24 protein-coding genes are annotated in these 25,300 nt (G+C 63.8%); 14 read left to right on the top strand and 10 right to left on the bottom strand.

Translation table 11 applies throughout. From position 1 onward, the window contains the following. Positions 1-419 precede the first annotated feature (419 nt). Positions 420-1,922, bottom strand: coding sequence for a UbiD family decarboxylase (locus tag ACXAJV_RS06470; protein ID WP_475083322.1), 1,503 nt, complete (start codon positions 1,920-1,922; stop codon positions 420-422). Between the two features lie 204 nt (positions 1,923-2,126). On the opposite strand from ACXAJV_RS06470, the gene ACXAJV_RS06475 reads away from it, so the two are divergent. Beyond that, entirely contained in the window at positions 2,127-2,561 is a 435-nt protein-coding gene (locus ACXAJV_RS06475; protein ID WP_475083324.1) for a BLUF domain-containing protein, read from the top strand. Positions 2,562-2,568: 7 nt separating this feature from the next. Here ACXAJV_RS06475 and ACXAJV_RS06480 read toward each other — a convergent pair whose 3' ends face one another. From ACXAJV_RS06480 to ubiA, 5 genes are all read right to left on the bottom strand, one after another. Continuing rightward, positions 2,569-3,951, bottom strand: coding sequence for a serine hydrolase domain-containing protein (locus ACXAJV_RS06480; RefSeq protein ID WP_475083326.1), 1,383 nt, complete (start codon positions 3,949-3,951; stop codon positions 2,569-2,571). A gap of 243 nt (positions 3,952-4,194) precedes the next feature. Beyond that, a complete protein-coding gene (locus ACXAJV_RS06485; RefSeq protein ID WP_475083328.1) occupies positions 4,195-4,971 on the bottom strand; it encodes an enoyl-CoA hydratase-related protein in 777 nt (258 codons plus the stop codon). A 95-nt stretch (positions 4,972-5,066) separates the two neighbouring features. Then, positions 5,067-5,510, bottom strand: a complete 444-nt coding sequence (locus tag ACXAJV_RS06490) for a MarR family winged helix-turn-helix transcriptional regulator (protein WP_475083330.1) — start codon at positions 5,508-5,510, stop codon at positions 5,067-5,069. A 47-nt stretch (positions 5,511-5,557) separates the two neighbouring features. After that, positions 5,558-6,214, bottom strand: coding sequence for a class I SAM-dependent methyltransferase (locus ACXAJV_RS06495; protein ID WP_475083333.1), 657 nt, complete (start codon positions 6,212-6,214; stop codon positions 5,558-5,560). A gap of 48 nt (positions 6,215-6,262) precedes the next feature. Then, positions 6,263-7,189: a 4-hydroxybenzoate octaprenyltransferase gene (gene ubiA, locus ACXAJV_RS06500; protein WP_475083335.1), complete on the bottom strand. Its 927-nt coding sequence runs from the start codon at positions 7,187-7,189 to the stop codon at positions 6,263-6,265. A gap of 77 nt (positions 7,190-7,266) precedes the next feature. Here ubiA and ACXAJV_RS06505 point away from each other — a divergent pair, with 77 nt between their 5' ends. From ACXAJV_RS06505 to ACXAJV_RS06515, 3 genes are all read left to right on the top strand, one after another. Next, complete coding sequence (locus ACXAJV_RS06505; protein WP_475083337.1) at positions 7,267-8,031, top strand: 16S rRNA (uracil(1498)-N(3))-methyltransferase; 765 nt, start codon at positions 7,267-7,269, stop codon at positions 8,029-8,031. A gap of 109 nt (positions 8,032-8,140) precedes the next feature. Beyond that, positions 8,141-9,517: a glutamate--cysteine ligase gene (locus ACXAJV_RS06510; RefSeq protein ID WP_475083339.1), complete on the top strand. Its 1,377-nt coding sequence runs from the start codon at positions 8,141-8,143 to the stop codon at positions 9,515-9,517. Positions 9,518-9,658: 141 nt separating this feature from the next. Next, entirely contained in the window at positions 9,659-11,566 is a 1,908-nt protein-coding gene (locus ACXAJV_RS06515; protein WP_475084415.1) for a peptide MFS transporter, read from the top strand. A gap of 79 nt (positions 11,567-11,645) precedes the next feature. On the opposite strand, the gene ACXAJV_RS06520 is transcribed toward ACXAJV_RS06515, so the two are convergent. The 3 genes from ACXAJV_RS06520 to tldD all read right to left on the bottom strand — a co-directional run bounded on the left by ACXAJV_RS06520 (position 11,646) and on the right by tldD (position 16,391). Next, on the bottom strand, positions 11,646-12,569 hold the full coding sequence (locus tag ACXAJV_RS06520) for an aspartyl protease family protein (protein WP_475083341.1): 924 nt from the start codon (positions 12,567-12,569) through the stop codon (positions 11,646-11,648). 163 nt (positions 12,570-12,732) lie between these two features. Beyond that, positions 12,733-14,841 carry a TonB-dependent receptor plug domain-containing protein gene (locus tag ACXAJV_RS06525; RefSeq protein WP_475083344.1) on the bottom strand — a complete coding sequence of 703 codons (2,109 nt, stop codon included), beginning with the start codon at positions 14,839-14,841 and terminating at the stop codon, positions 12,733-12,735. A 134-nt stretch (positions 14,842-14,975) separates the two neighbouring features. Further along, the gene (tldD, locus tag ACXAJV_RS06530; RefSeq protein WP_475083347.1) at positions 14,976-16,391 is read right to left on the bottom strand and encodes a metalloprotease TldD; all 1,416 of its coding nucleotides are present in this window, start codon (positions 16,389-16,391) and stop codon (positions 14,976-14,978) included. Positions 16,392-16,783: 392 nt separating this feature from the next. Between tldD and coxB the strand changes: the two genes are divergently transcribed. The 10 genes from coxB to ACXAJV_RS06580 all read left to right on the top strand — a co-directional run bounded on the left by coxB (position 16,784) and on the right by ACXAJV_RS06580 (position 24,856). Continuing rightward, positions 16,784-17,623, top strand: a complete 840-nt coding sequence (gene coxB, locus ACXAJV_RS06535; protein WP_475083350.1) for a cytochrome c oxidase subunit II — start codon at positions 16,784-16,786, stop codon at positions 17,621-17,623. A gap of 14 nt (positions 17,624-17,637) precedes the next feature. Continuing rightward, positions 17,638-19,254 carry a cytochrome c oxidase subunit I gene (gene ctaD, locus ACXAJV_RS06540; protein WP_475083353.1) on the top strand — a complete coding sequence of 539 codons (1,617 nt, stop codon included), beginning with the start codon at positions 17,638-17,640 and terminating at the stop codon, positions 19,252-19,254. A gap of 17 nt (positions 19,255-19,271) precedes the next feature. Continuing rightward, positions 19,272-20,255, top strand: a complete 984-nt coding sequence (locus tag ACXAJV_RS06545) for a heme o synthase (RefSeq protein ID WP_475084417.1) — start codon at positions 19,272-19,274, stop codon at positions 20,253-20,255. Then, a complete protein-coding gene (locus ACXAJV_RS06550; protein WP_475083355.1) occupies positions 20,252-20,458 on the top strand; it encodes a protoheme IX farnesyltransferase in 207 nt (68 codons plus the stop codon). The genes ACXAJV_RS06545 and ACXAJV_RS06550 overlap by 4 nt, the downstream gene beginning before the upstream one ends. After that, positions 20,455-21,018, top strand: a complete 564-nt coding sequence (locus ACXAJV_RS06555; protein WP_475083357.1) for a cytochrome c oxidase assembly protein — start codon at positions 20,455-20,457, stop codon at positions 21,016-21,018. Before ACXAJV_RS06550 ends, ACXAJV_RS06555 begins: the two co-directional genes overlap by 4 nt. 73 nt (positions 21,019-21,091) lie before the next feature. After that, a complete protein-coding gene (locus ACXAJV_RS06560) occupies positions 21,092-21,973 on the top strand; it encodes a cytochrome c oxidase subunit 3 (protein ID WP_475083360.1) in 882 nt (293 codons plus the stop codon). Between the two features lie 79 nt (positions 21,974-22,052). Then, a complete protein-coding gene (locus tag ACXAJV_RS06565) occupies positions 22,053-22,346 on the top strand; it encodes a DUF983 domain-containing protein (protein ID WP_475083362.1) in 294 nt (97 codons plus the stop codon). Between the two features lie 55 nt (positions 22,347-22,401). Beyond that, the gene (locus tag ACXAJV_RS06570; protein WP_475083365.1) at positions 22,402-23,073 is read left to right on the top strand and encodes an SURF1 family protein; all 672 of its coding nucleotides are present in this window, start codon (positions 22,402-22,404) and stop codon (positions 23,071-23,073) included. Between the two features lie 71 nt (positions 23,074-23,144). Further along, complete coding sequence (locus ACXAJV_RS06575) at positions 23,145-23,723, top strand: GNAT family N-acetyltransferase (RefSeq protein WP_475084420.1); 579 nt, start codon at positions 23,145-23,147, stop codon at positions 23,721-23,723. Continuing rightward, positions 23,720-24,856, top strand: a complete 1,137-nt coding sequence (locus ACXAJV_RS06580; RefSeq protein WP_475083367.1) for an EAL domain-containing protein — start codon at positions 23,720-23,722, stop codon at positions 24,854-24,856. The genes ACXAJV_RS06575 and ACXAJV_RS06580 overlap by 4 nt, the downstream gene beginning before the upstream one ends. A 16-nt stretch (positions 24,857-24,872) precedes the next feature. Here the strand turns inward: ACXAJV_RS06580 and ACXAJV_RS06585 are convergent, their stop codons facing one another. Continuing rightward, on the bottom strand, positions 24,873-25,298 hold the full coding sequence (locus ACXAJV_RS06585) for a PaaI family thioesterase (protein WP_475083370.1): 426 nt from the start codon (positions 25,296-25,298) through the stop codon (positions 24,873-24,875). Positions 25,299-25,300 lie beyond the last annotated feature (2 nt).

Raw genomic sequence — 25,300 nt, forward strand, 5'->3', positions numbered from 1 at the left:
TCCGTCCCCACAAACCGTCATCCTGACGAAAGTCAGGACCCAGATCGTAAAGGGAGATTTGGGCTAGAGGGGCTCGGCCTGAGCGGTGACGGTTTGCGGGATAAGTGCGAGGTCGCGGCCACCGCGCTCTATGAACTGGGCCCTGACTGAAGCCTGCGCCCGCGAAAGCGGGTGTCAGGGTGACGGTGTTTGTGGGAGCGTTTGTACCCCCTCTCCCCAACCGGGAGAGGGCTGAGGCGCGGCTCGCGAAGCGAATTCAACAGGCCGGGGGCCTGTTGAAAGCAACAAAGGGTGAGGGGCGGCCGCGCAGCGGCCCATTCAAGGCTCTTCTCAGCGCTGTCGCGCGCGCCTCATCCGCCCTTTGGGCTCCTTCTCCCCAGACGGGGAGAAGGAAGGAGGCTCTCAGGACAGGGCTTGGATCAATCGATCCCCAGCTCGGCCCAGATCGCGTCGATCTTGGCCTTCGTGGCGTCGTCCATGTCCAGCTTTTCGCCCCATTCGCGATTGGTCTCGCCGTCGACCTTGTTGGTCGCGTCCAGGCCGATTTTCGAACCCAGGCCGGAGACGGGCGAGGCGAAGTCGAGATAGTCGATCGGGGTGTTCTCGACGGTGACGATGTCGCGGGCCGGGTCCATGCGGGTGGAGACCGCCCACATCACATCCTTCCAGTCGCGCGCGTCGATATCGTCGTTCACGACGATGATCCACTTGGTGTACATGAATTGCCGCAGGAAGGACCAGGCGCCCATCATCACCCGTTTGGCATGGCCGGCATAGGCCTTCTTCATGGTGATGACGGCGATGCGGTAGGAACAACCCTCGGGCGGTAGCCAGAAGTCGACGATCTCCGGGAATTGCTGCTGCAAAAGCGGGATGAAGACCTCGTTCAGCGCCTCGCCCAGCACGGCGGGCTCGTCCGGCGGCCGGCCGGTATAGGTGGTCAGGTAGATCGGATCCTTGCGCATGGTAATGGCAGAGATCTCGAACACCGGGAATTGCTCGACGGAATTATAGTAGCCGGTGTGGTCGCCATAGGGGCCTTCCGGACCGTACTCGTCCAGGAGGACGTGGCCTTCCAGCACGATCTCGGCCTCCGCCGGTACTTTCAGCGGCACTGTCTTGCAATCGACGAGCTCGGCCTTCTGGCCCCGCAATATGCCGGCGAACTGGTATTCCGACAGCGTATCCGGCACGGGCGTGACGGCGGCGAGGATGGTGCCCGGATCGGCGCCGAGCACGACGGCGGCGGGCAGGGGTTCCGGGCGTTCCGTCTTCCAGCGCTGATAGTGCTGGGCGCCGCCGCGATGCTTCAGCCAGCGCATCAGTGTGCGCGTCTTGCCCAGCTTCTGCATGCGATAGATGCCGAGATTGAAATCGTCCTGCTTGTCACCGGAGGGACCCTTGGTGACGACCAGCGGCCAGGTGATCAGCGGCGCCGGCTCGCCCGGCCAGCAGGTCTGGATCGGCAGGCGGTCGAGATCGATATCCTCGCCGGTCAGCACCACCTCCTGGCAGGGCGCCTTTTTCACCGTCTTGGGCCGCATCGACATGACGGTTTTCGCCAGCGGCAGCAGGTCGACGGCTTCCTTGATGCCGCGCGGCGGTTCGGGCTGGCGCAGGAAGGCGAGGAGCTCGCCGACCTCGCGCAGTTCTGCGCCCGTGGTTCGCGCCTCGCCGCCCAGCGTGACCGCCTGGGCGACCCGCTTCACCGTGCCGAACAGATTGACGAGACAGGGCATCTCGCTCTTCTCGCCCGTCTCGTTGAGCACATTCTCGAACAACAGGGCCGGGCCGCCGGCATGCAGGGTGCGGCGGTGGATCTCCGTCATTTCGCGATCTGTCGACACCGGCGTGGTGATGCGCACGAGGTCGCCCTCGGCTTCCAGCTGGTCGATGAAGTCGCGCAGGGATTTGTAAGCCATGCGGGTCGGGCTCCGGTGATATCGAATAACCGAAACTGCAACTTCACGGGCGAAAGTCCAGCGTGCGCTGCGTCGCACCTGCAGGACGGCCCGGATTGCGTCGCATTTGAGTCAAGTTCAACTCGAATTTTGCGACACGTTTTGAGCCTTGCTTCAGACGCGGCTGCCATAGACCGCGGCCTGATCGATGGAAGGTTGCTCCGCATGCTGCACAGAATGGTTCTCGTTGCCCGTGCCCGGGTCGATCTGGGCGAGGATGCGCTCAATGGCGATCTGGGACTGATGCTGGCGGCGCACATGACGGCGAGTGTGGAGCGGGAGATGACCGGCGGACTGGTCTGGCTCGACGGTTATTTCCTGGACGTGCTGGAAGGTGATCGCGAGACCTTGCGCGGCTTCTTCCTGGCGATTGCGGCGGACCCGCGAATCTCGGACCTGCGCAGCGAGGAATTTCTGCCGATATCCCGCCGGCAATATTCGCGCTGGTCCGTCGCCCGCGGCGATGCGGCGATCTACGATATGTCTGTACTGCGGGCCTTGCGCGAAGGACATGCCAGCGCGGCGCAGGCGAGCGAGCTTGTCGCCCAGTGCCTGCGCAGCGCCACGCTCGCCGAATCGCCGCCGCTGGCCGCGGCCTAACCTGCTTTCAGTCCGCGGTGCCGGTGTGCGGGCCGGGGCGGTCGCGCAGGGCTGCGGCGACGCCGGCCGCGAGTTCGCTGGCGCCGGAGGCCGCCCGGTTGGTCGCGCCGAAGCGGACAATGACCAGATCCTGCTGCGGCATGATATAGGCCAGCTGGGACTGGAAGCCGCGCATCATGAAAGTGCCGTCAGGCAGGTTTTCATGATCTTCCGGCAGCCAGAAGCCCATGCCATAGGCCCCGTCCGAGCCTTCCGTCGGCAGGCTGACGAGATCCACCCAGTCCTCCGGCAGGAGGCGTTGCCCGTCAATGACCCCGTCTTCGGCATAGAGCTGCGCCAGCCGGGCCCAGTCATGCGCCGTGGCATACATGTAGGAGGAGCCCTGGAAGGTCCCGCTTTCGTCCGGTTCCAGGATGGCGGACCGGATGCCCAAGGGCTCGAACAGGCGGGCGCGCAGCTCGGTGACCTGCTCGGGCAGATTATCGCCGAGTTGCTGCTGCATGGCATGGGTCGCAAGGATCGTATTGCCGCTCATATACTGCCAGTGCTCGCCCGGCCCGTGGAGCCGTTCGCGCGTGGCGGCGAAGTGCGGCATGTCGGACCGGGTCATCAGCATTTGCGAATTCGGGTCCCAGCCATCATTGCGCTCGGCGATGGCCAGCCCGCCGGCCATGCGCAACAGGTCCTCGATGGTGATGTCGGTCAGGCTCGCATCGATGGCGGCGAGTGCGGGAACCTCGCCCTCAGCCTCGATGTCGATCAGCCCGTCGCGCTGCAGAACGCCGGCCAGCGTCGCCATCGTGCTCTTGGTCATCGACCAGCCATGGAAGCGCGTCTCGCGGCTGGCACCGGGTGCATAGCGCTCGGCGACCAGGCGACCCTGGTGCAGCACGGCGACGCCCAGCGTATTGCGCGGATCTGAATCCGCAGCGCCGAAAGCACCGTCGACAGAGGCCTGCAATGCCGTGGCATCGAAATGCGTGTCGCGATGCTCTGTATCGAGTTCGAGCGGCTCGAAGGGCGCAGTGAGCGGGACTTCCAGCTCCGGATCGAAATCGCTGCGGCCGTGGACCAGCGTACAACCCAGTCCTTCGCGATAGACGGCATGCTGGCGCCAGAACAGGCCGAACACGCCCGAGCGGACCTCGCGCGCCTCGGTGTCGATATCATAATGGATCAGGCTGGCGGCTGCCCCCAGAAGCGGGTCTACATAGATCGCCTTGGCCTGATCGGTGTCGAGACCGGCGACGAAGGTCAGTGAACAGGTCTGCTTGGCGACGAGCCCGGTGCCAGAGGGCAGATAGCTACGCCCGAGCGGCGACAGGTTGAGGGCCAGAAGCCCGCCCGCAACCACCACTGCAGCTGCACCAAGAAGAATACGTTTGGCCATGATGTCCCCCGAGGTCCTGGCGTAAATCTAGAGCATTTTCAGCAAAAGTGGGCCCGGTTTTGCGGTTCGAAAATGCGGCCGCTAAGGATCCGGCATTTTCAGCAAAAGTGGGCCCGGTTTTGCGGTTCGAAAATGCGGCCGCTAAGGATCCGGCATTTTCAGCAAAAGTGGGCCCGGTTTTGCGGTTCGAAAATGCGGCCACTCGCAAAACCCGGGACCCGGCCCGTCCGAATGCGGTCTGGCTCAGCCCAGCTTGTCGAAGTCCGGGGCTCGGCGCTCCATGAAGGCGGCGGCAGCCTCGGCAAATTCCGGCGAGCGCAATTGTTCGGCGAACTGGCGCCCTTCCAGTGCGATCCGGTCGGCCAGTGGCTCCGGCGCACGGCGCATCAGGGTCTTGGCCTTGGCCAGTGCCTCCGGTGCTTTGGCGGCGAGAATGCGGGCCGTGTTGCGCACGGTTTCCATCAGCGCGTCCGGCGTCGTGACGGTGCCGACGAGGCCGGTCTGGGCGGCCCGTTCGGCGCTCCAGGACGCACCCAGCAGCAGGAGTTCAGCGGCCACGACATGGCCGAAGGCGCGCGGCATGGTCTGGCTGGAGCCGTATTCCGGCGCCAGGGCGAGATCGACGAAAGGCGTCTTGAAACTGGACCGGTCCGAGCAATAGACGAGGTCGCAATGCATCAGGAGGGTGACGCCGATACCGATGGCCAGCCCGTCGACGGCCGCGATCACGGGCTTCTTCGCATTGAGCAGCGCCTGCATGAAATGCTGGACCGGGGACACCTCGTTTCCATCCATCGCCGGCGGTTGTTCCATGAAATCGACGATGTCATTGCCGGCGGTGAAAATGCCGCCTTCGCCCGTCAGGATGATGACGCGCACGGCCGGATCCCGGTCGCCATCCTCGATCGCCTCGGCGGCGGCAGTGTACATGGCCCGCGTCAGTGCATTCTTCTTGTCGGGGCGGTTGAAGGAAATCGTGCGGATACGCTCCGCGGTATCGACCAGAACCTGTTCGCTCACACGAGCCTCCCATGGATCGTTTTTCAGGTGTTGTTGCCGGACAGGTTAGAGCGTCCGGTACGGCTTTGGAAGGGCTGTGCCAGTTGACGTAAACGTCAAGAACCGTCAGTCGCCCGTGTGACCAGACGGGTGAGTATGTCGTGCAGCCGGTCGGCATCGTCCGTGCCCAGCCACGCTTCCAGCTCGAGATTGAGATCGCGCAGCACATGGTCTGCCGCATCGCTGACGGCGCGGCCTTTCTCGGTCAGGGAGACAACAGCTGAGCGCTTGTCAGTCCGCGAGGCCGTCTTCACGACAAGGCCCAGGGTCTCCATGCGGTTGACCAGCCCGGTGACTGCCGGCGGGTTCAGCGACAATGTCTCGCCGATATCGCCCATGCGCCGCTCGCCCTTGCGGGCCAGCAGGAACAGAACAGCCGCCTGCGCCGTGGTGACGCCGGCGGTCTTCTTCAGGCGCGCATCCGCATCCCGGTTCATCCGCCGGGCCGCGATTTCAAGCAAAAGGAAAAGCCGCCGGTCGACGGCGCGCGCGCGAGCCATGTCCCGAAAGCTGCGCCGATTCTGGCGGCGGGGGGAGGTGCCTCCCGTCAGGGGAAGCGCCAGACCTTTGCGAAGCGGACTTCGCGGTCTTCCAGCTCGCGCTGGACGGGGACGGTGTAGCGGGCCATTTCCTCCAGCTCGCCCCTGGGCAGAAAGGCGCGGCCGGGATCACCGATCAGCACGGTTGCGCCCCGCCGGTGCAGGCCGGCCAGCCAGTCGCCGATCCGCAAGGCCAGCTCGACCTCGTAGAAGACATCACCAGCCAGCACGACATCCCAGCCGTCATCGCGGCCGGCAACGTCCTCAAGGCGTGTGGCAAGGGTAACATGGTTGGCGGCCGCATTGGCCTCGATCGCCGCGATGGCGAACGCATCCATCTCGCTGGCCTCGACGGACCGCGCGCCGGCCTTCAGGGCCGCGATGCCGGTCACACCGCTGCCGGCGGCAAAGTCGAGCACGCGCTTGCCGCGGACACTGTCCGGATGGTCGAGGCAGTATCGTGCCAGGGCCTGGCCGCCGGCCCAGGCGAAGGCCCAGAAGGGTGGCGGCAACCCCATTTCGCCGAGGGCCTCCTCGGTTTGCCGCCACAGCGCCACGGTTTCCACGGCAAGATGCAGCGGAATTTCCGGAACCAGTGGCGGTGGCATCAGGGCGGTGTGGTCGCGGATGAAGCGATGGGGATCACTGATGGATGGCGATGTCACGGCAGTGCCCCGGCCAGAAAGTCGCGAAGACGCCGGCCTCCCGACCGGTCAGATCAGTGCGCCCAGCGCCAGCGTGGCGACCAGCAGCAGGCCGCTGGTGCGGTTGGCCTTGAACAGGGCAAGACAGCGCGCACCATCTTCCACGTCCAGCTTCCGGACCTGGTTGAACAGGTGCGCCGTATAGACGGTGAAAGGCAGCACCACCCAGGGCGAGGCGCCGCTCAGCCAGATCGCCAGGGCGACGAGAAGGGCATGGGCCCCGTAGAAGCCGGCCACCCAGTAGGGTGTGCTCTCGCCGAACAGGCGGGCGGTGGATTTCACGCCGACGAGGGCATCATCCTCGACATCCTGGTGGGCGTAGATCGTGTCATAGCCCAGCGTCCAGAACACGGCCGCCGCATAGAGCGCGATCATGGCGGGCTCGATCACACCGGCTGCTGCGGTGAAGGCAACCGGGATACCCCAGTTGAAGGTCAGACCCAGCCAGGCCTGCGGCCACCAGGTGATGCGTTTCATGAATGGATAGGCGGCCACCAGGACAAGCGCCGCCAGTCCGACACCGATCGCCAGGGGTGGCAGCTGGATCAGGACCAGCAATCCGACCAGCGCCTGGCCGGTCAGAAAAATCCAGGCTTGGCGCAGGGTTATGGTCCCCGCCGCCAACGGGCGGTCGGCGGTGCGGGCGACCTGCGCATCCAGGTCGCGGTCGACAATGTCGTTATAGGTACAGCCGGCGCCACGCATGGCGATGGCGCCGATGGCGAAGATCACCGCATACCACAGATCGGTCCAGCCGAGGCCGTCGCCGGTGCGGGCCAGCATCAGGCCCATCCAGCACGGCAGGCCGAGCAGCCAGAATCCGATCGGACGGTCATAGCGCGCCAGACGCAGATAGGGCCGCACCGCCGGCGGTGCGCGATCTACCCAGGTCTTCGGAAGGCTGTCGGCGACTCGCCGGTCGAAGTTCAAAACCATCTTCGCTGTGTGGCAAAACCGGCCGGGCAGTTCAAGCCGCACTTGACGCACCGGCGCAGCCCCGCCAAAGCGAAGGCATGTCGAACGACCCGAGACTCTTTATTGGCCAGGATCTCGCCGCCGGCCGGGCTGTCGCCCTGCCGAAGGAAGATACCCATTATCTCATCAATGTGATGCGTCGCGCGGCGGGCGATACGGTGCGCCTGTTCAATGGCCGCGACGGCGAGTGGCGGGCGCAGATCGTGGAGACCGGCCGCAAGGCTGTGATCCTCGAACCCCTCGAACAGACGCGGCCGCAGGCCGGAGTGCCGGACCTCTGGCTGCTCTTCGCACCGGTCAAGCGCCAGAAGACCGATCTGATGGTGGAGAAGGCGACCGAGCTGGGGGTGGCGCGGCTGTGTCCGGTTTCAACGGCCCGCACGCAGAGCGAACGTGTCCGCATCGACCGTTTCCGCACCATCACCAAGGAGGCGGCCGAGCAGACCGAGCGGCTCGATTTGCCGGAAATAGACGAGCTGGAGCGGCTGGAGCGGGTGCTTGATGGCTGGGATCCGGCGCGGCGGCTGATCTATTGCGACGAGGCCGGTGACGAGGCGGGCGAGCCCTGGGGCGGTGCGCGCGGGCGCGGCCAGCCGATGGCCGCCGCGCTGGCCGGGCTGGAAGCGGGGCCGGCGGCGATCCTGATCGGGCCGGAGGGCGGCTTCTCAGATGCCGAGCGCACACGGCTGCGGGATCACGATTTCGTCACCCCGGTGACGCTGGGGCCGCGCATCCTGCGCGCGGAAACCGCTGCCATGGCAGCACTCGTGCTCTGGCAATCCGTTCACGGCGACTGGTGTTGAGGCCGTATCCGCCAATGCATCGCGGCAATCCGCAGATACCGGCCCTTGTTCTCGCCGGAACGCCCACATATCTGTTGCGGATATTGACGGCAGAGCGGGGGCGCCTGGAATGAGTGGCACCTATAATCCGGGCGGCGAAGGCGCACCCGTCGAAAGTCTGGACCAGCTGACGGCCTATTTCGCGGCCGGCTGCAAGGCAGACGCCGATTTCCGTATCGGCACCGAACACGAGAAATTCGGGTTTGCGCTCGAGGACCACACACCCCTGCCTTACGAAAACGGTGGCGGGCCGAGTGTGAAGAAGATGCTGGAAGGCCTGGTGGCTTTCGGCTGGACGCCGATCGAGGAAGACGGTTTCGTCGTGGCTCTCAAGCGTGCGGGTGCCTCGATCACGCTGGAGCCGGGCGGTCAGTTCGAGCTCTCCGGCGCGCCGCTGGAAACCATTCACGAGACCTGTGCGGAAGTGAACGGCCATCTGCGCGAAGTGCGCGAGGTCGCCGACCGTATCGGCGCCGGCTTCCTGGGGCTGGGCTTCTCGCCCAAATGGTCCCTGGAAGACACGCCGATGATGCCCAAGGCGCGCTACAAGCTGATGAAGGCTTACATGCCCAAAGTGGGCACGATGGGCCATCAGATGATGTTCCGCTCGTGCACGGTACAGACCAATCTCGATTTCGCGTCCGAAGCCGACATGGCGAAGAAATTCCGGGTCTCGCTGGCGCTGCAGCCGCTGGCGACGGCCCTGTTCGCCAATTCCCCCTTCAAGGACGGCGGGCTGAACGATTTCCTGTCCTTCCGGGCGCATGTGTGGACCGACACCGACAATCACCGCACCGGCATGCTGCCCTTCGTCTTCGACGAGGGCTTCGGCTTCGAGCAGTACCGCGACTGGGCCCTCGACGTGCCGATGTATTTCGTCAAGCGCAACAATGTCTATCTGGACGCCACCGGCCAGAGTTTCCGCGACTTCCTCGACGGCAAGCTGCCTGCTCTGCCGGGCGAACGTCCGGTGCTGAGCGACTGGGAAGACCATCTCTCCACGCTCTTCCCGGAAGTGCGTCTGAAGACCTTCCTGGAAATGCGCGGTGCCGATAGCGGACCGTGGAACACGCTGTGCGCCTTGCCGGCTTTCTGGGTGGGCCTGCTGTACGACTCAACGGCGCTGGATGCGGCCTGGGACCTGGTGAAGGACTGGACGGCCGAGGAGCGCAATGCCTTGCGGACCGGCGCGGCCCGCAGCGGGCTCGGAACGCCTTTCCGTTCAGGCACGCTGCAGGATGTGGCCCGCGAGGTTCTGGCCATCAGCCGCAAGGGCCTGAATGCCCGCAAGCGTCTGAACGGTCATGGTGAAAACGAGTCGCTCTTCCTCGACGATCTGGACGAGATCGTGAAGACCGGCCGCACCCGGGCCGAGGATCTGATCGCGCGTTTCAACGGCGATTGGGGCGGTTCGATCGAACCGGTGTTTACCGAAGCCGCCTACTAGCGAACCGCTCCCGTCCCCTCCCCCTCGCGGGCAATTGATTGTCACAGCCGCGTCACAGGCTTGAGCCTGGATGCCGTGCATGGTCAATTGCGGGCCAGAAATTTGGCCCGCCGGTGGGGCGGGGACGGGGAGAACATGGTTATCAATCTGGTTGTTGCCATCGGCATTGTCGTGACCATCGCGACGGCAATTCCGGTGTTTCTCGAGATGCGCAATCACCCGAAAGGGCTGCACATCCTCTTCTTCGCCGAAATGTGGGAGCGCTTCTCCTACTACGGTATGCGCGGTCTGCTGATCTTCTATCTGACCCAGCATTTCCTGTTCGACGACGCCTTCTCCAGCTCGCAATATGGCGCCTATACCGCTCTGGTCTATCTGCTGCCGCTGGTCGGCGGCTATTTGGCCGATAAGTATCTGGGCAACCGCAAGGCCATCGCCTTCGGTGCGCTGCTGCTGGTCGCGGGTCACTTCACCATGGGGATTGAAGGCGAGCCTGCGCGCGAAGCGATTGTCTATGACGGGGGCCAGTACGAGCTCGTGGCCGAAGGCCGCGGCGCTGCGCGGACCGTGTTGCTGGAAGTTGGCGACGCCACCTATGATTTCTCCGCCAATTCCGCGGGCGATCTGGTGATCGAGGGCCTGCCGGCGAGCGCAGCGATTCCGGCGACCCTGCCGGCCGGCTCGTTCGAAACGCAGATCATCGAGCGCGAGCGGATGTTCGTGAACATCTTCTACCTCGCCCTGGCACTGATCATCATGGGTGTCGGCTTCCTGAAGGCCAACATCTCCTCGATCGTCGGCCAGCTCTACGAAGAAAACGACCCGCGCCGCGACGGTGGCTTCACCCTCTACTATTACGGCATCAATCTGGGGTCCTTCTGGGCGGCCATCCTGTGCGGCCTGCTCGGAGAGACCGTGGGCTGGTGGGCCGGCTTCGGCCTGGCCGGTGTGGGCATGCTGGTCGGCTGGCTGGTCTTTGTCCGTGGTCGTGCGCTGTTCTTCCTGCCGGGCACCAATCTGATCGGCCATGTCGGCAATCCGCCGGAGCCGGAGAAGCTGAAGCAGAAGGTCTTCGGACCGCTCAGCCGCGAAGGTCTGATCTACCTGCTTGGCGTCGCCGGCGTACTGGTCGTCTGGTTCATGGTGCAGGCCCACACGATCATGTTTGCAGGCACCGATCTTCTGGCGGTCCTGCTGATCATCGGCGGTCTGCTCTTTGTCGGCTACATGATCTACTACATGGTCACCGAGTGTACGGCGGTTGAGGCCCAGCGCCTGATCCTGGCCATCTTCCTGATCGTGACCTCGGTCGTATTCTGGGCCCTGTTCGAACAGGCCGGCTCGTCGATGAACCTGTTTGCCGCCCGCAATACCGATCTGTCGGTGGCGGAAGCTGCGGTCTGGAATCTGGGCCCGATCGGCATCGAGATGAGCCTGACGGCATCGCAGACCCAGTCCTTCAATGCCGGCTTCATCCTGATCTTCGCGCCGGTCTTTGCCGCGCTCTGGGCCTTCCTCGCCAAGCTTCAGAAGAACCCGAACACGGTTCTGAAGTTTGCGCTGGCGCTGGTCCAGGTCGGCCTCGGCTTCATGCTGCTTGTCTGGGGCGTGAGCTTTGCCGATGACAGCTATCGCGTGCCGCTGATCTTCCTGGCGGGCGCCTACCTGCTGCACACCACCGGTGAGCTGTGCCTGTCGCCGGTCGGTCTGTCGGCCATCACCAAGCTGTCTCCGGCAGCCGTAGTGTCCTTCATGATGGCAGGCTGGTTCCTCTCCAGCTCCTTCGCGCAATACGTGGCAGGAATCATTGCCACCTTCACGGCGACCGACACGGTTGCCGGCCAGGTGCTGGATCCGGAAGCGGCGCTGAATGGCTATGCCTCCGTCTTCCAGGCGATCGGCCTCGTGGCGATCGTTCTGGGTATCGTGGTCGGCGTGTTCAGCTTCCTCCTGAAGAAGCTGGGCCACGGCCGTGCCGAAGATCAGGTCATGATCCCGGCGGCCGCCGAAGCGGCAGGCCCGGAACAGGACGCGCATCCCAAGGCGTGATGTGGTCCTGACACCGACATAAAGAAGGCCGCGGAGCTGATCGCTTCGCGGCCTTTTTCTTTACGCCATCCGTGTTGCGCTACTCCTCGCAGGCGTAATCCGGCACGGCGGCGTCGATCTGGAAACTGCCGGTCTCGCGATCGACAGTCACCTCGGCATATTGCAGCAGGTCCATGCCCAGAACGATGGCGGGTTCGTTCTCCCAGCCGAGGTGCTCGAAGATGTCGAGATCCGCGTTCAGCACGCGGAGTGACGGGAAGCACAGACCACCCATGCGGAACTGCCGGATCGACAACAGGCTGGCCTCTTCCACCTCGCGGCCGTCAATGCCGCCGACCGTCATGGCCCGCATCACCATGTGACGGCTCCCGACGAGGCGATCGAGTGGAACATTCGCGATCGTCCGTGCGCTGCCGCTGTCGAGCATCACCCTTACCGGACGGCTGGCGCGAAGCATGGCGGCGTCACCGACCAGAAGGCCGGCCGGATCGATCCGGCCATCGGCGCGGGATGCGGGGGAGGGGGCCAGTTCCAGTCGTCCGGCGGCGAAGTCGACGCGGTAGCGCTCGGCGCGAATGGCATCGACGCCGAGGAGGCCGGCGACGGGGATGGGTTGCCCTTCCTCAACGGGAATGATCACGCTCAGGAGGTCGATCGGAGACTGGTCTCCGAAATTGAGGCTGTGTAGCGCGAAGCGCTCGGCCTCGAAGCGCGTTGTCAGTGCCTGAACATCGTCGACATGCTCCCAACGCGACTGGAAGCCCAGTTGTTCTGCGATAGGGGCGGCGATTGCCGTGTGACTGGCGCCGGTGTCGAGGATGAAGGGGAATGGACCGTCTTCGCCGATCGTGACGGGAAGCAGTAGATGTCCGCTGGGTGTTCGTTCCAGCGGGATGCCGTCTCCGCTCGACATGTCGCTCGAATATGCGGGCGCCGACGCCAGTGTGGCGGCGAGTATCAGGGCGGCGCAACGGCCGGTCAGAAGATCATGGGCATGCGACATGGTCCTGCCTCCCTGCAGGTTCGCCAGCAGCCCCTCGCTGGTCTGTGGTTCCGGATTCCGGCGCCTGTACAGCGCTCTCGTCCTGTCTTGCTGTTGTCACGGTACGCCGCCTTGTGAGGCAGCTGCAAACGGGACCCGGACGTTCCGGGTCCCGTCGCGATCACTAGAACGTGTCCTGGAACCGCAGATAGGCGTACTGGCCCATCGAGATGTTGCGGTACTCGATGGCATCGATCACGCCATCTGCACGCGATCCGTCATAGAAGACCCGCCGGCGGTCGTCGCCATTGTTGAAGACACCGTCCACCCCGGCTCGCACGGTCATGCCGAACCAGCGTGTCGTCTCGACATAGATGTCGAAATCGCCATCGGTATTGTCAAACTCGCGGTACTCCTGAGCCAGGAAGGTCTCGCCGTTGGTGACCCAATGATAGTCCCAGCCCCAGGCGAGCTGTTGCTGCGGGAAGGTCTGCCGGAAATCCAGGCTGAGTTCCCATTCGCGAACGCCGGACCAGTGACGGCTTTCGCCGGTGAGCGGGTCGTCCACCTGGGTGTTGTACCATTCCAGGAAGACATCGATGACGGCATTGGTCAGGCCGAAACGGTCGAGCGGCGAGGTCAGGTTTCCGGTGACGCGCAGATTGGTCCCGTCGCCGATATTGCCCGGTGCATCGAAGACACCGTCATCTGTGACGATCGGCACCCAGCCGTCGAGGTCCTGGATCCAGTCATAGCCGACCTGCAGCGAGAAGGAGCCGTCCTCGCCAAAACGCCGTTCCCATTCGGCCTCGATGGTCCAGGTCCGCTGGGGCACATAGTCCGGATTGCCGAGAACGGGATTGTCGTCGGCGACGTCGATGGAGCTGGCGAATTTGTCGAATTCCAGCTGGTCGACATCGCGCCGCGCCGTGAAGCGCAGCCGGTTGCGGTCGTCCTGGCGCCAGTTCAGCGTCACGCTCGGCTTGGCATAGGTGAAGCTGCGCGACTGTTCCGCATCGCCTGTCTGGGTGATCTCGGAGAACTCGTAGCGCAGGCCTGTTTCTACACTCAACCTGTCGCTGGCCGACCAGACGTGGTTGGCGAAGATCTCGCTGCGGGTCTCCTCGACCCGTGTCGACGAGACAGGCAGCGGGATGGGTGTGACAACCGTGCCGTCATCCTCGAACAGGTCCAGGTCGGTATCGCGGGCATTGATCGCGGTTTCTGCTCCGATCTCGAAAGCGTGAGCCGGGACCGGATTCCAGGACAGCGTCTGGCGCAGGGCCGTTTCCTCGTAGTCGCCGTCGAGGCTGACGATGGTGGCGCCGACGAATCCGGTCTCCATATCGTAGAGTTCATAGGGCTCCGGACCGTCTTCCCAGCTTTCGCGACTGACCAGCAGGATCGTCTCCGAAGACAGGGTGCCGGTAAGATCGCGATTATAGGTCAGCGTTGCCGATGCTTCCCGGCCTTCATCCTGCGTCTGGTTCCGTTCGATGGCGACGGGGGAACCGGACGTATCGCTGACAAAGCCGATCGCGCCCCTGTGCCAGGACCGGGCCTCGAACCGTCCGTCGAAACGCAGGCGTGACCGGTCATCAATGGCCCAGTTTACCGAGATGGTGGGAATGATTTCCGAATAGGCACGCTGATCCGAGACCCGCGAATAGAATTCCGGTTCGTCCTGGCCATTGTGGAAGGCATGGTGCTTGCGCAGGCGATTTCCATCGAAGCCGCCTTCGAGGCCCAGTACGATGTCCGCGGTGCCGATCGGCATGGAGTAGGATATCTCGCTCCAATTCCCCATGCGCCCTGAATCCGTCAGGACGAAGCGCGACGCCCATGATCCCGAGCGCCCCGTGCCTTCACGCAGGATGACGTTCACCAGGCGCGGATGGCCACGCATGTCGTATTGCGGCAAGGCTTCCTGGATCAGCTCGATCCGGGCGACATCCTCCATCGGGATGCGCTGCAGGACCGTCTCCAGGGACAAGGACTTGTTCGACGGCCGCTGGCCGTTGACCAGGAGGTTGCCGAAACTGTCACCCAGGCCGCGGCGATCAGTATCGCCACCCGAGAGCGAGAAGCCCGGCACGCGGCTGACCATGTCCAGCGCCGTGACCGGTGAATATGTAGCAAAGAAGGCCGGCGCATAGATTGCTATCCCGGCTTGTGTCTCGATAATGGTGTCCGCAGGCCCAGCGTCTGCGTCATCCCGGAATGCCCAGGCTGAATCACCAAATAAAGCGGCTGTCGCGGCCCCTGCGACCACGCCGATAACTGTCCCTCGCATTGTACCCCTGACGAGTTGTGCCAACCCAGCGTCCCTTGACGACTGGAGTAGTACATGGCGGGGCCTTATAATACGTAAGCTTTCGTAAGGTGAATCACGCGCCTGTTATTCGGCTGTGTTGCTGCGGCGCGGCATCAGCTGCCGGCGCCGCCCACCGTCAGACCCGAAATCTTCAGGCTGGGCTGGCCGACTCCGACGGGCACGCCCTGGCCAGCCTTGCCGCACACACCGACACCCGGATCCATCTCGAAATCATCGCCGATCATCTCGATACGGGTGAGGGCAGTCGGTCCGTCGCCGATCAGCGTGGCGCCTTTCACCGGCGCAACCACCTTGCCATCCTTGACCCGGTAGGCCTCGGTGCACTGGAAGACGAACTTGCCGGAGGTGATGTCGACCTGGCCGCCGCCGAAATTTACGGCATAGATGCCGTCTTTCAGGCTCTCGAGCATTTCCTCGCGCTTGTGATTGCCCGCCAGCATGTAGGTGTTCGTCATGCGGGGCATGGGCGGGTGCGCATAGGATTGCCGGCGGCCATTGCCGGTCGGCTTGTGGCCCATAAGGCGGGCATTCATGCGGTCCTGCATGTAGCCGGTCAGGATGCCGTCCTCGATCAGCACGGTGCGCTCGGTCGGCGTGCCTTCATCATCGATTGTCAGCGAGCCGCGGCGCTTCTCCATCGTGCCGTCATCAATCACCGTCACGCCCTTGGCGGCGACCTGCTGGCCCATGCGGCCGGCAAAGGCAGACGTGCCCTTGCGGTTGAAATCGCCCTCCAGCCCGTGCCCGACGGCCTCGTGCAGCAGCACGGCCGGCCAGCCGGGACCGAGTACAACGTCGAACACGCCGGCGGGCGCATCGACGGCGTCCAGATTGACCCGGGCAATCCGCAACGCCTCGTCCGCCAGCGGCTTCCACGCGTCCGGCGCAATCCAACGGTCGAACTCGGCGCGACCGCCGGCACCGGCCGACCCGGTCTCGCGGCGGCCGTCACGTTCCACGGTGACCTGGACGTTCAGGCGTACCAACGGCCGGATATCGGTCTTGATGTCGCCATCGGCGCGGATGATCGAGACATTGCGCTTGGCGCCGGCGATGGAGGCCGAAACCTGCACCACGCTGGCATCCTTGGTTCTGCAGTATGCGTCGATCTCCTGCAGCAGTTTCACCTTGGTATCGAAGGCCGGATGCGCCACCGGATCGACGGCATCGTAAAGCTTGCGATTGGTGCCCGCCGGCGGCGGCGCCAGTACACCGGCATGGCCGCGCTTGACGGCACTCGCGGTTTCCGCGGCGCGTTTCACAGCATCCAGCGTTGGATCAGAGGAATGGGCATAGCCGAAGGCCTCGCCCGCCACACAGCGCAATCCGAATCCGCGATTGGAATCGAAGCTCGCGGATTTCAGGCGGCCGTCGTCGAAAACGAGGGATTCCGAAACGGCTGTTTCAAGGAAGAGCTCACCATCGTCAGCGCCGGACATCGTGCCGGCGAGGACCGGTGTGACGTCCTCGACGTCGAATTCGAACTGCTCGATCGGTTCGTCAGACATGGCGGCACTCCAGAAGCGTTTTCACGAGCATGACATAGTCGACCGGGGAGGACGAGGGAACACGCGCAGGTCAGCGAAGCCGCAGCGGCGGCGGGCAATTGCCGGGCAATCCGTTCAGGGCGCTGAGACGTTTGGCCGCATATTGAGTCGGGGCAAGCGGCCTATAGTCGCAAGTCCAATCGGGGTGACAGGGCGAGAATGCCTCGCAATTTCGGTTGGACGAGGAGTGTGGAGCTTTTAAAATCAATATGTTGCCGACTATTCGGACATCATGTGCGAATGCCGGTACAAAAAATGCCGTTGACGGCCTGACACGGCCGTGACCGGGCTCTATATTCCGCCGCCATCGGCGGGAGATTCCTGCCTTAATGCCTGACTTGTATGGGGAAGCCATGCGATTCCTGACCGCACTCGTGCTTACGTGGACAACCGCCGCTGCCGGCGCACTCGCAACGCCCGGCCAGCCGACGGACGGCCATCTGGGCTTTCAGCCGGCCGTCACGCCGATCATGGAACGCGTGACCAGTTTCCATAACATCCTGCTCTGGATCATCATTCCGATCACGGTCTTCGTGATGGGCCTGCTGCTGTGGGTGATGATCCGCTACAACCGCAAAGCCAATCCGCAAGCCAGCAAGAACAGCCACAACACGCTGCTCGAAGTGGTCTGGACGGCGGTGCCGGTGATGATCCTGATCGTGATCTCGGTCTTCTCCTTCCCGCTCCTGTACTTCCAGGACGAGATCCCGGAGGCGGACTTCACCATCAAGGCGACGGGCTATCAGTGGTATTGGGGCTATGAGTATCCCGACCACGAAGTGCCGCAATACATCTCCACGATGGTTGCGGACGAGGATCTGTCCGAAGGCCAGCTGCGCAATCTGTCGGTCGACTATCCGGTCGTCGTTCCGGTTGATGCCGTTGTTCGCCTGCAGGTGACTGCGGCCGACGTGATCCACAACTGGGCGATGCCGTCCTTCGGCACCAAGATGGATGCCATTCCGGGCCGCATCAACGAAGCCTGGTTCCAGGTGACCGAAGAGGGCACCTATTACGGCCAGTGTTCCGAGCTGTGCGGCATCCGCCACGCTTTCATGCCGATCGAGGTTCACGTCGTGTCGCAGGACGCGTTCGACGCCTGGGTCGAGGCCGGTCCGGGTTCGGACGAAGCCAACGCCGTGATTGCTGAATATTCCGCCGCGCGGGAAACGCGCCTGGCGCAACTCGACTAGGGATGGGCTGAACCATGTCTGCTGACGCCGCTACGCACGACGATCACACCCCGAGCATGTGGGACTGGCGCCGCTGGGTGCTGTCGACCAACCACAAGGACATCGGCACGATGTACCTGGTCTTCGCGATCTTCGCGGGGATTATCGGTGGTGCCCTGTCCGGCCTGATGCGCTGGGAACTCATGGAGCCGGGCCTGCAGGTCTTCAACAACGGTTTCTGGGGCAACGAGCACAATTACAACGTCGCCACGACGATGCACGGCCTGATCATGATCTTCTTCATGGTCATGCCGGCGATGATCGGCGGTTTCGGCAACTGGTTCGTGCCGCTGATGATCGGCGCGCCGGATATGGCCTTCCCGCGGATGAACAACATCTCCTTCTGGCTGCTGCCGTTCGCTTTCATCCTGGCCGTCATGTCGATGTTTGTGCCGGGTGCTGGCGGTGACATGGGCTTCGGCGGTGGTTGGGTGCTCTACCCGCCGCTCTCGACCTCGGGCCATAACGGACCGGCGATGGACCTCCTGATCCTGTCCCTGCACATCGCAGGTGTCAGCTCGATCCTGGGCGCCATCAACTTCATCACCACCATCTTCAACATGCGCGCGCCGGGCATGACGATCCACAAGATGCCGCTCTTCGTGTGGTCGGTTCTGGTGACGGTCTTCCTGCTGCTGCTGTCGCTGCCGGTCCTGGCTGGCGCCCTGACCATGCTGCTGACCGACCGCAATTTCGGCACGACCTTCTTCGATCCGATGGGCGGCGGCGATCCGGTGATGTACCAGCACCTGTTCTGGTTCTTCGGTCACCCGGAAGTCTACATCCTGATCCTGCCGGGCTTCGGCATCATCTCGCACATCGTGTCGACCTTCTCGCGCAAGCCGATCTTCGGCTATCTCGGGATGGCCTACGCCATGGTGGCGATCGGCTTCATCGGCTTCATCGTGTGGGCGCACCACATGTACACGGTCGGCATGCCGGTTGATCTGAAGGCCTACTTTATTGCTGCCACGATGGTGATCGCGGTGCCCACGGGCATCAAGATTTTCTCCTGGATCGCAACGATGTGGGGAGGCTCGATCGAATTCCGCACGCCGATGATGTGGGCGATCGGTTTCATCTTCCTGTTCACCGTGGGTGGTGTGACGGGCGTCGTTCTGGCCAATGCCGGTGTCGACCAGTCCCTGCACGACACCTATTACGTGGTGGCGCACTTCCACTACGTGCTGTCTCTGGGTGCCGTCTTCGCGATCTTCGCCGGCTGGTACTACTGGTTCGAGAAGATCTTCGGTGTGAAGTACAACTCGATCCTGGCGCGTCTGCAGTTCGCCTTCTTCTTCATCGGCGCGAACGTGATCTTCTTCCCGCAGCACTTCCTGGGTCTGCAGGGCATGCCGCGCCGCTATGTCGACTATGCCGACGGGTTCGCCCTGTGGAACTATGTGTCCACGGTGGGCTATCTGATCATGCTGGTGGGTATGGTTCTGTTCTTCCTGGTGCTCATCGACGCGATGGTGCGCCGCCGGAAGGCCGAGGCCAATCCGTGGGGCGAAGGCGCCACGACGCTGGAGTGGACCCTGTCTTCTCCGCCGCCCTTCCACCAGTTCAACGAGCTGCCGAAAATCAAGTAGGTGGCACGTTGGACACGCTGACCCAAACCGGCGTTACGCACGCAGAGGGCGGGGCTGTTTCGACAGCCTCGCCCCGCGACTTTTTCGACCTGATGAAACCGCGGGTGATGACGCTGGTCGTCTTCACTGCCTTTTCCGGTCTGGTCGCGGCTCCGGCCGACATGGATCCCTTCCTGGCCTTCATGTCGATCCTGTGTGTGGCCATGGGCGCCGGCGCCGCCGGCGCGCTCAACATGGCCTATGACGCGGACATCGATGCCACGATGAAGCGCACCCGCAAACGGCCCGTGCCGCGTGGCGCGGTGTCGGTGTCGAACGCCTACGGCTTCGGCGTGGTGGGCGCGGTGCTGTCGGTTCTGCTCATGGCGCTGTCGAGCAATTATCTCGCAGCAGGCCTTCTGGCCTTCTCCATCTTCTTCTATTCGGTCATCTATACGATGATCCTGAAGCGCTCGACGCCGCAGAATATCGTCATCGGCGGGGCCGCCGGCGCTTTCCCGCCCATGATCGGCTGGGTCGCAGCGACGGGCGAAGTCTCGCTCGATGCGGTTATCCTCTTCATGATCATCTTCCTGTGGACGCCGCCGCACTCCTGGGCGCTGGCACTCTACAAGTCCGGCGACTATGCCGCGGCCGGTGTGCCGATGATGCCGGTGGCAAAGGGCCCCAAATCGACCCGGCTGCAGATCCTGCTCTACTCGATCGTCATGGTCGTGTTTGCCGGTGCACCCGTTCTGACGGGGCTGGGTGGTCTGGCCTATGCTGCGACCTCGCTGGGCGGTGGCGCGCTGTTCATGCTGCTGGCTTGGCGCGTCTTCGCATCGCGGGCCGGTGAGGCCGGTTCGGCCGAAGAGGGTGAGCTTTACGCCGTCCGCGCCGGGGACAAGGCTGCACGCGATCTCTTCGCCTATTCGATCGGCTACCTGGCCGCGCTCTTCGCGGCGCTGATTGCCGAACACGGGTTGGGCGCTTATTTCGCGGTTCCGGGAGTGGCGGGATGAGCGATCGCGACGACGACAATTTCGGTTTCCATCATCGTGAGGGCCAGGCGACGGGCGAGCATGTCCGTCTGACGCCGGAACAGGAAAAGGCCCGCAAGCGCCGCAATGTCTACATTGCCTGGGGCCTGGTCGCCTTCATGGTCGCGGTCTTTCTGATCACTGTTGTGCGCCTGAGCCAGAATATTGCGGGAGCAGCCGGATGAAGCGCCTGTGGCAGAACCCGAATGCCCGTGTCGCGCTGATGGCCGGAACCACGGCGGTGGTGATGGTTGGCGCGGCCTTCGCGGCCGTTCCGCTCTACAACCTGTTCTGCAAGGTCACCGGTTATGGTGGCACCACGACGGTCGCCATGGGCGAAGCCGGTGAGATCCTCGATCGTGAAGTGACCGTGCTGTTTGACGCCAATATTAGCCGCGACCTGCCCTGGGAATTTCATCCCGTGCAGCGCTCGATGACGGTGCGTATCGGCGAGACGGCGCTGGCCTATTATACGGCCACCAACACGTCCGACCATCCGATCACCGGTGTGGCTACCTACAATGTCGCGCCCTTCAAGGCCGCGCCCTATTTCTCGAAGCTAGAATGTTTCTGCTTCATCGAACAGACCCTGGAACCGGGTGAAAGCGTCGAAATGCCGGTGCTCTTCTTTGTCGACCCGCTGCTCGACGAGGAAAGCCGGCTGGACGACATCACGACACTCACCCTGTCCTACACGTTTTTTGAAACCGAGGGGGATGCGGCCTCGTCCGACGCCGCGCCTTAGCATTGAACCTTGACGCCCCGCCCTGTAATCAGGGCGCATTAAGGGGCTGATTTGAAATCGCAGGAGATTCGCGATGGCTGGGCATGCCGCAAAGCACGACTATCACCTGGTTGATCCGAGCCCGTGGCCGTTTGTGGGCTCGCTCGGTGCCTTCCTGCTGGCCGTGGGTGCGGTCGGCAATATGAAGGGCCTGGTCGGCGCGGATCACCCGCTGGCCTTCATGTATGGCGACGGTTCCTGGGGCGGCCTGCTCCTCGGCTTCGCTGTTGTGATCTACACGATGATCGGCTGGTGGGGCGACGTGATCAAGGAATCGCGTCGCGGTGACCACACACCGGTGGTCGACCTGCACCTGCGCTATGGCATGATCATGTTCATCGCCTCCGAAGTGATGTTCTTCGTGGCCTGGTTCTGGATCTTCTTCGAATACGCCATTTTCCATGAAGTGCGTGCCGGCTGGGATGCCGCTACGATGGCCGCTGACTTCCAGGGCCTCGGCAGCTGGCCGCCGGTCGGGGTAGAGACGTTCAATCCGTGGCACATCCCGCTGATGAACACGCTGATCCTGCTGCTCTCGGGCACCACGGTCACCTGGGCGCACCACGCCCTGCAGCACGGCGATCGCAAGGGCGCCACGCTGGGCCTGATCTTCACGGTCGTGCTGGGCATCTGCTTCACCTCGCTGCAGGTCGTCGAATACATGGAGGCGCACTTCGCCTTCTCGATCGCCGATGGCGGTAACCTCTACGGGGCCGCTTTCTTCATGGCGACAGGCTTCCACGGGGCGCACGTGGTCATCGGGACGATCTTCCTGGCGGTCTGCCTGTTCCGCCTGCTCGCCGGCCACTTCACGCCGGAGAAGCATTTCGGTCTCGAGGCTGCTGCCTGGTACTGGCACTTCGTCGACGTGGTCTGGCTCTTCCTGTTCGCCTTCGTCTACGTCGTCTTCGGCTAGGAGCCAGGCAATCATGACCAGACCCTCCCCGTTTCAGGCCGGCCTTTCAGGACGGTGTCCGAAATGCGGGGAGGGGGCCATGTTCGACGGGCTTCTGAAGATCGCGCCGCGCTGCGATGTGTGCGGCGCGAACTTCGACAAGGCGGATGTGGGCGACGGGGCCTCCGTCTTCGTGATGTTCATCGTCGGTTTTCTTGCCGTTGTTCTCTATTTGCTGATCGAGGTCGCCTTCTCGCCGCCCTGGTGGGTGCACCTGATCTTCCAGATCCCCTTTATCCCCGTCGTCTCGATCCTGCTGCTACGGCCGATCAAGGGGCTGCTTTTCGCGCTGCAGTTTGAACACGACGCTCAGGAAGCCCGGCTCGACGACTAGACGGGCGGCCTTCCGGCCACAGATATCCAAGCCTCCCGGAGGGACCGGGCATCCCATGCCGCACTTCCGACCGCTGCCGCTTCTCACCCTGTTCAGCCTGCCAGCGCTGGCTCTCCTGCTCACGCTGGGTACCTGGCAGATGCAGCGCATGTCCTGGAAGGCGGGCCAGATCGATGCCTTCGAGGCGCGCGGCGAGGTGGCGAGCTTCCGGGCCGCGTTGTGCAACGGTTTCGAGGGAGATTTCGGACCGAGCGTCACCGGCCCGGCACCGCTGACGGGGGAAACCCTTCGGGTCTACACCCTGCGCGACGCGCCGGGCTGGGCCCGCGTCGGCGTGATGTCCGTGCCGGCTTGCCAAGCCGGTGATGCGGACCGGCTGGTGTTCGTGGAAACCGGGTTTGAGACCCTGATACGCGGCGATCGCACGCCGGTCTCGCAATGGCGCATCGAACCCCTGCCGGCAGCAGGCGTTTTCAGCGGGCGCAACGATCCGGATACCAATCAGTGGTATCGTTTCGATGTTGATGCCATGGCCGCGGCACTCGGCGTCGATCCGGCGCGCATTGCCCCGGTGTGGGCACGGGCCGATCTCGGCCTGCCGCAAAGCCTCGCCCAGACACCGCCTCCGCGGCATCTGGGCTATGCGTTGACCTGGTACGGGCTGGCGCTTGCGCTGGTCGGTGTCTACGCAGCTTTCCACGTCGCGCGTGGCCGGTTGCGTCTTTGATGCGGCGCATGCCGGTCGAATGATGTAGAGAGAAGGCGGACAACAAGCCGCCCGGACGGGAGAATGGATTGGTGGCAGTTTGGCGCGAAACTCCGTGGGACGCCCCGCTGATCGGCGAAGGCATCCGGCTGCGCACGCCACAGCTGGAGGATTATGAGGCCTGGGCCCGCCTGCGCAGCGCCAGCCGCGCGCACACCGAGCCGTGGGAACCCGCCTGGACCCAGGACGAGCTGTCCAAGGGCGCCTTCCGCCGCCGTATCGAGCGGTATGACGCGGACCGCAATGCCGGAACCGGCTACCCCTTCTTTGTGATGCGTGCCCGCGACAATGTTCTGCTGGGCGCCTGCAATCTGAACAATGTCCGTCGCGGCGTGCTGCAGAGTGCGGATATCGGCTACTGGATCGGAAGCCCCTATGTGCGCCAGGGCCACACCCGCGCCGCCGTCCGCCGGGTCCTGGCCTTTGCCTTCGACGAGTTGCGCCTGCACCGGATCGAGGCGGCCTGTCAGCCAGCGAACACGGCGTCCCGCACGCTTCTCGAGGCTGTCGGCTTTACCCATGAAGGGCTCGCCCGCGCCTATCTGAATATCGCCGGGGAATGGCGCGACCATGAGCGCTACGCCATCCTCTCAACCGATCCGCGGTCATGACGGGAACCGACTTCGAGGCCGGCGCGCGAGCAGCCGGCGCGGTCGCCTTCGCCTGCGACACGGCTGCTGGCCGGGTGCATTTTACCGGCGACTTCGCCCGCTTCGGACTGGATTCGGCACAGCTGGCCTGGACCGGCTTTCTCGATCGTCTCGGTCCGGCTGACCAGTCGCGCCTGACGGCGGCGCTGGAACGCGAGCACATAGATATCCGTCTGCGGTTGATCGGCGACAAGGGGCAGCTCGCCTATGTCCGTTTGCTCGGCCGCCGCAAAAGTGACGGCCGGGTTGAGGGGCTGATGACACCGGCTGGTAGCACCGCCGATGGAGCTGGCCGGATCAGCGAGGAACATGCGCTCGCCAATGGCGTCGAGAACGGGGAAGTGTTGGCCTGGTACCAGCCGGTGATCGATCTTTCGACGGGCCGGCTGGCTGGCTTCGAGGCGTTGGCGCGCTGGGATCGTCCGGGGCTGGGCGTGCTGGCGCCGGATGATTTTCTCGACATGGCCCAGGATCTCGATCTGCTTGAGCGTATTTCCGACCAGGTGCGTAGCAGTGCTGTCGCAGACCTGTCGTCCTGGCGCACCGCTCATGTGACATCCGGCACCCTTTTCGTGGCCGCCAATGCAACAGTTTCCGAACTTGTAGACCCGGTTTTCTGCGACCGCCTGATTGCGACGGTGAAGGAGGCGCAGCTGCCGGACGGAGCCTTCAAGCTGGAGATCGCGGAAACCGAGATCATGCGCGATCCGGAGCAGGCGGCCGGCGCCATGAAGCGCCTGTCCGAAGCGGGGATCGCTCTCGCGCTGGACGATTTCGGCACCGGCTATTCCTCGCTCGCCCGGCTCGATATGCTGCCCTTCGATGTCGTCAAGATCGACCGCTACTTCATCCGCGCGATGACCGCTGACGAAAGCGCGGGAACCGTCGTGAGATCCGTGATTCAGCTGGCGACACATTTCGGCATGAAGGTCGTGGCCGAAGGCGTGGAGAGCGTCGAGGCGGCAGATCGCCTGCGCGAGATGGGCTGCCAGTTCGCGCAGGGCTATCGGTATGCCGGTGCCCTGTCTCCGGACGCTGCGGCGGGTGCCGTGGCTGATGGTATCGCCGGACGGTTTGCAGCGCCGGGCATCTAGCTGCGAGAGTTCACACCTAGCGTTCGCGCAGCCTTTTGATCGTGCCGGAGAAATTCAGGCAGGGCTTGCCCTCGGCCGTGACCACCCCGCGAACGAAGATAAGCGAACCACCAGCCCTCAGCACTTCGCCGCGCGCTTCCATATAGTCACCCTCGCGGGCGCTGCCGAGGAATTCGGAGGTGAAGGCGACGGTCACGCCATAGCCTGACGGCCCCATCTCCTCGTGCGCAATGCCGAACAGGGCAAAGTCGGCAAAACTCATCAGGCAGCCGCCATGAATGATACCCATGCCGTTCAGCTGCTTTTTCTGCACCCGGAAGGCACAGACCGCCGCTCCATCGACATGGCGATAGAAGAAGGGGCCGGCGGCCTGTTCGAAAGGATCGGTCGGCCAATAGTGCCAGCCGGCGAATTCGCCGCTTTCAACGGTGTGCGCATTCATGA

Source organism: Maricaulis sp. ABE4_448 (assembly GCF_056160825.1).

Excerpts from the sequence above, each read along its gene's own strand:
- ACXAJV_RS06585 (WP_475083370.1), bottom strand. The coding sequence starts at position 25,298 with ATGAATGCGCACACCGTTGAAAGCGGCGAATTCGCCGGCTGGCACTAT.
- ACXAJV_RS06560 (WP_475083360.1), top strand. The coding sequence starts at position 21,092 with ATGGCTGGGCATGCCGCAAAGCACGACTATCACCTGGTTGATCCGAGC.
- ACXAJV_RS06475 (WP_475083324.1), top strand. The coding sequence starts at position 2,127 with ATGCTGCACAGAATGGTTCTCGTTGCCCGTGCCCGGGTCGATCTGGGC.
- ubiA (WP_475083335.1), bottom strand. The coding sequence starts at position 7,189 with ATGGTTTTGAACTTCGACCGGCGAGTCGCCGACAGCCTTCCGAAGACC.
- ACXAJV_RS06480 (WP_475083326.1), bottom strand. The coding sequence starts at position 3,951 with ATGGCCAAACGTATTCTTCTTGGTGCAGCTGCAGTGGTGGTTGCGGGC.
- ACXAJV_RS06580 (WP_475083367.1), top strand. The coding sequence starts at position 23,720 with ATGACGGGAACCGACTTCGAGGCCGGCGCGCGAGCAGCCGGCGCGGTC.
- ACXAJV_RS06520 (WP_475083341.1), bottom strand. The coding sequence starts at position 12,569 with ATGTCGCATGCCCATGATCTTCTGACCGGCCGTTGCGCCGCCCTGATA.
- ACXAJV_RS06570 (WP_475083365.1), top strand. The coding sequence starts at position 22,402 with ATGCCGCACTTCCGACCGCTGCCGCTTCTCACCCTGTTCAGCCTGCCA.
- ACXAJV_RS06565 (WP_475083362.1), top strand. The coding sequence starts at position 22,053 with ATGTTCGACGGGCTTCTGAAGATCGCGCCGCGCTGCGATGTGTGCGGC.
- ACXAJV_RS06555 (WP_475083357.1), top strand. The coding sequence starts at position 20,455 with ATGAAGCGCCTGTGGCAGAACCCGAATGCCCGTGTCGCGCTGATGGCC.
- ACXAJV_RS06550 (WP_475083355.1), top strand. The coding sequence starts at position 20,252 with ATGAGCGATCGCGACGACGACAATTTCGGTTTCCATCATCGTGAGGGC.
- ACXAJV_RS06470 (WP_475083322.1), bottom strand. The coding sequence starts at position 1,922 with ATGGCTTACAAATCCCTGCGCGACTTCATCGACCAGCTGGAAGCCGAG.
- tldD (WP_475083347.1), bottom strand. The coding sequence starts at position 16,391 with ATGTCTGACGAACCGATCGAGCAGTTCGAATTCGACGTCGAGGACGTC.
- ACXAJV_RS06525 (WP_475083344.1), bottom strand. The coding sequence starts at position 14,841 with ATGCGAGGGACAGTTATCGGCGTGGTCGCAGGGGCCGCGACAGCCGCT.
- ACXAJV_RS06510 (WP_475083339.1), top strand. The coding sequence starts at position 8,141 with ATGAGTGGCACCTATAATCCGGGCGGCGAAGGCGCACCCGTCGAAAGT.
- ctaD (WP_475083353.1), top strand. The coding sequence starts at position 17,638 with ATGTCTGCTGACGCCGCTACGCACGACGATCACACCCCGAGCATGTGG.
- ACXAJV_RS06505 (WP_475083337.1), top strand. The coding sequence starts at position 7,267 with ATGTCGAACGACCCGAGACTCTTTATTGGCCAGGATCTCGCCGCCGGC.
- ACXAJV_RS06490 (WP_475083330.1), bottom strand. The coding sequence starts at position 5,510 with ATGGCTCGCGCGCGCGCCGTCGACCGGCGGCTTTTCCTTTTGCTTGAA.
- coxB (WP_475083350.1), top strand. The coding sequence starts at position 16,784 with ATGCGATTCCTGACCGCACTCGTGCTTACGTGGACAACCGCCGCTGCC.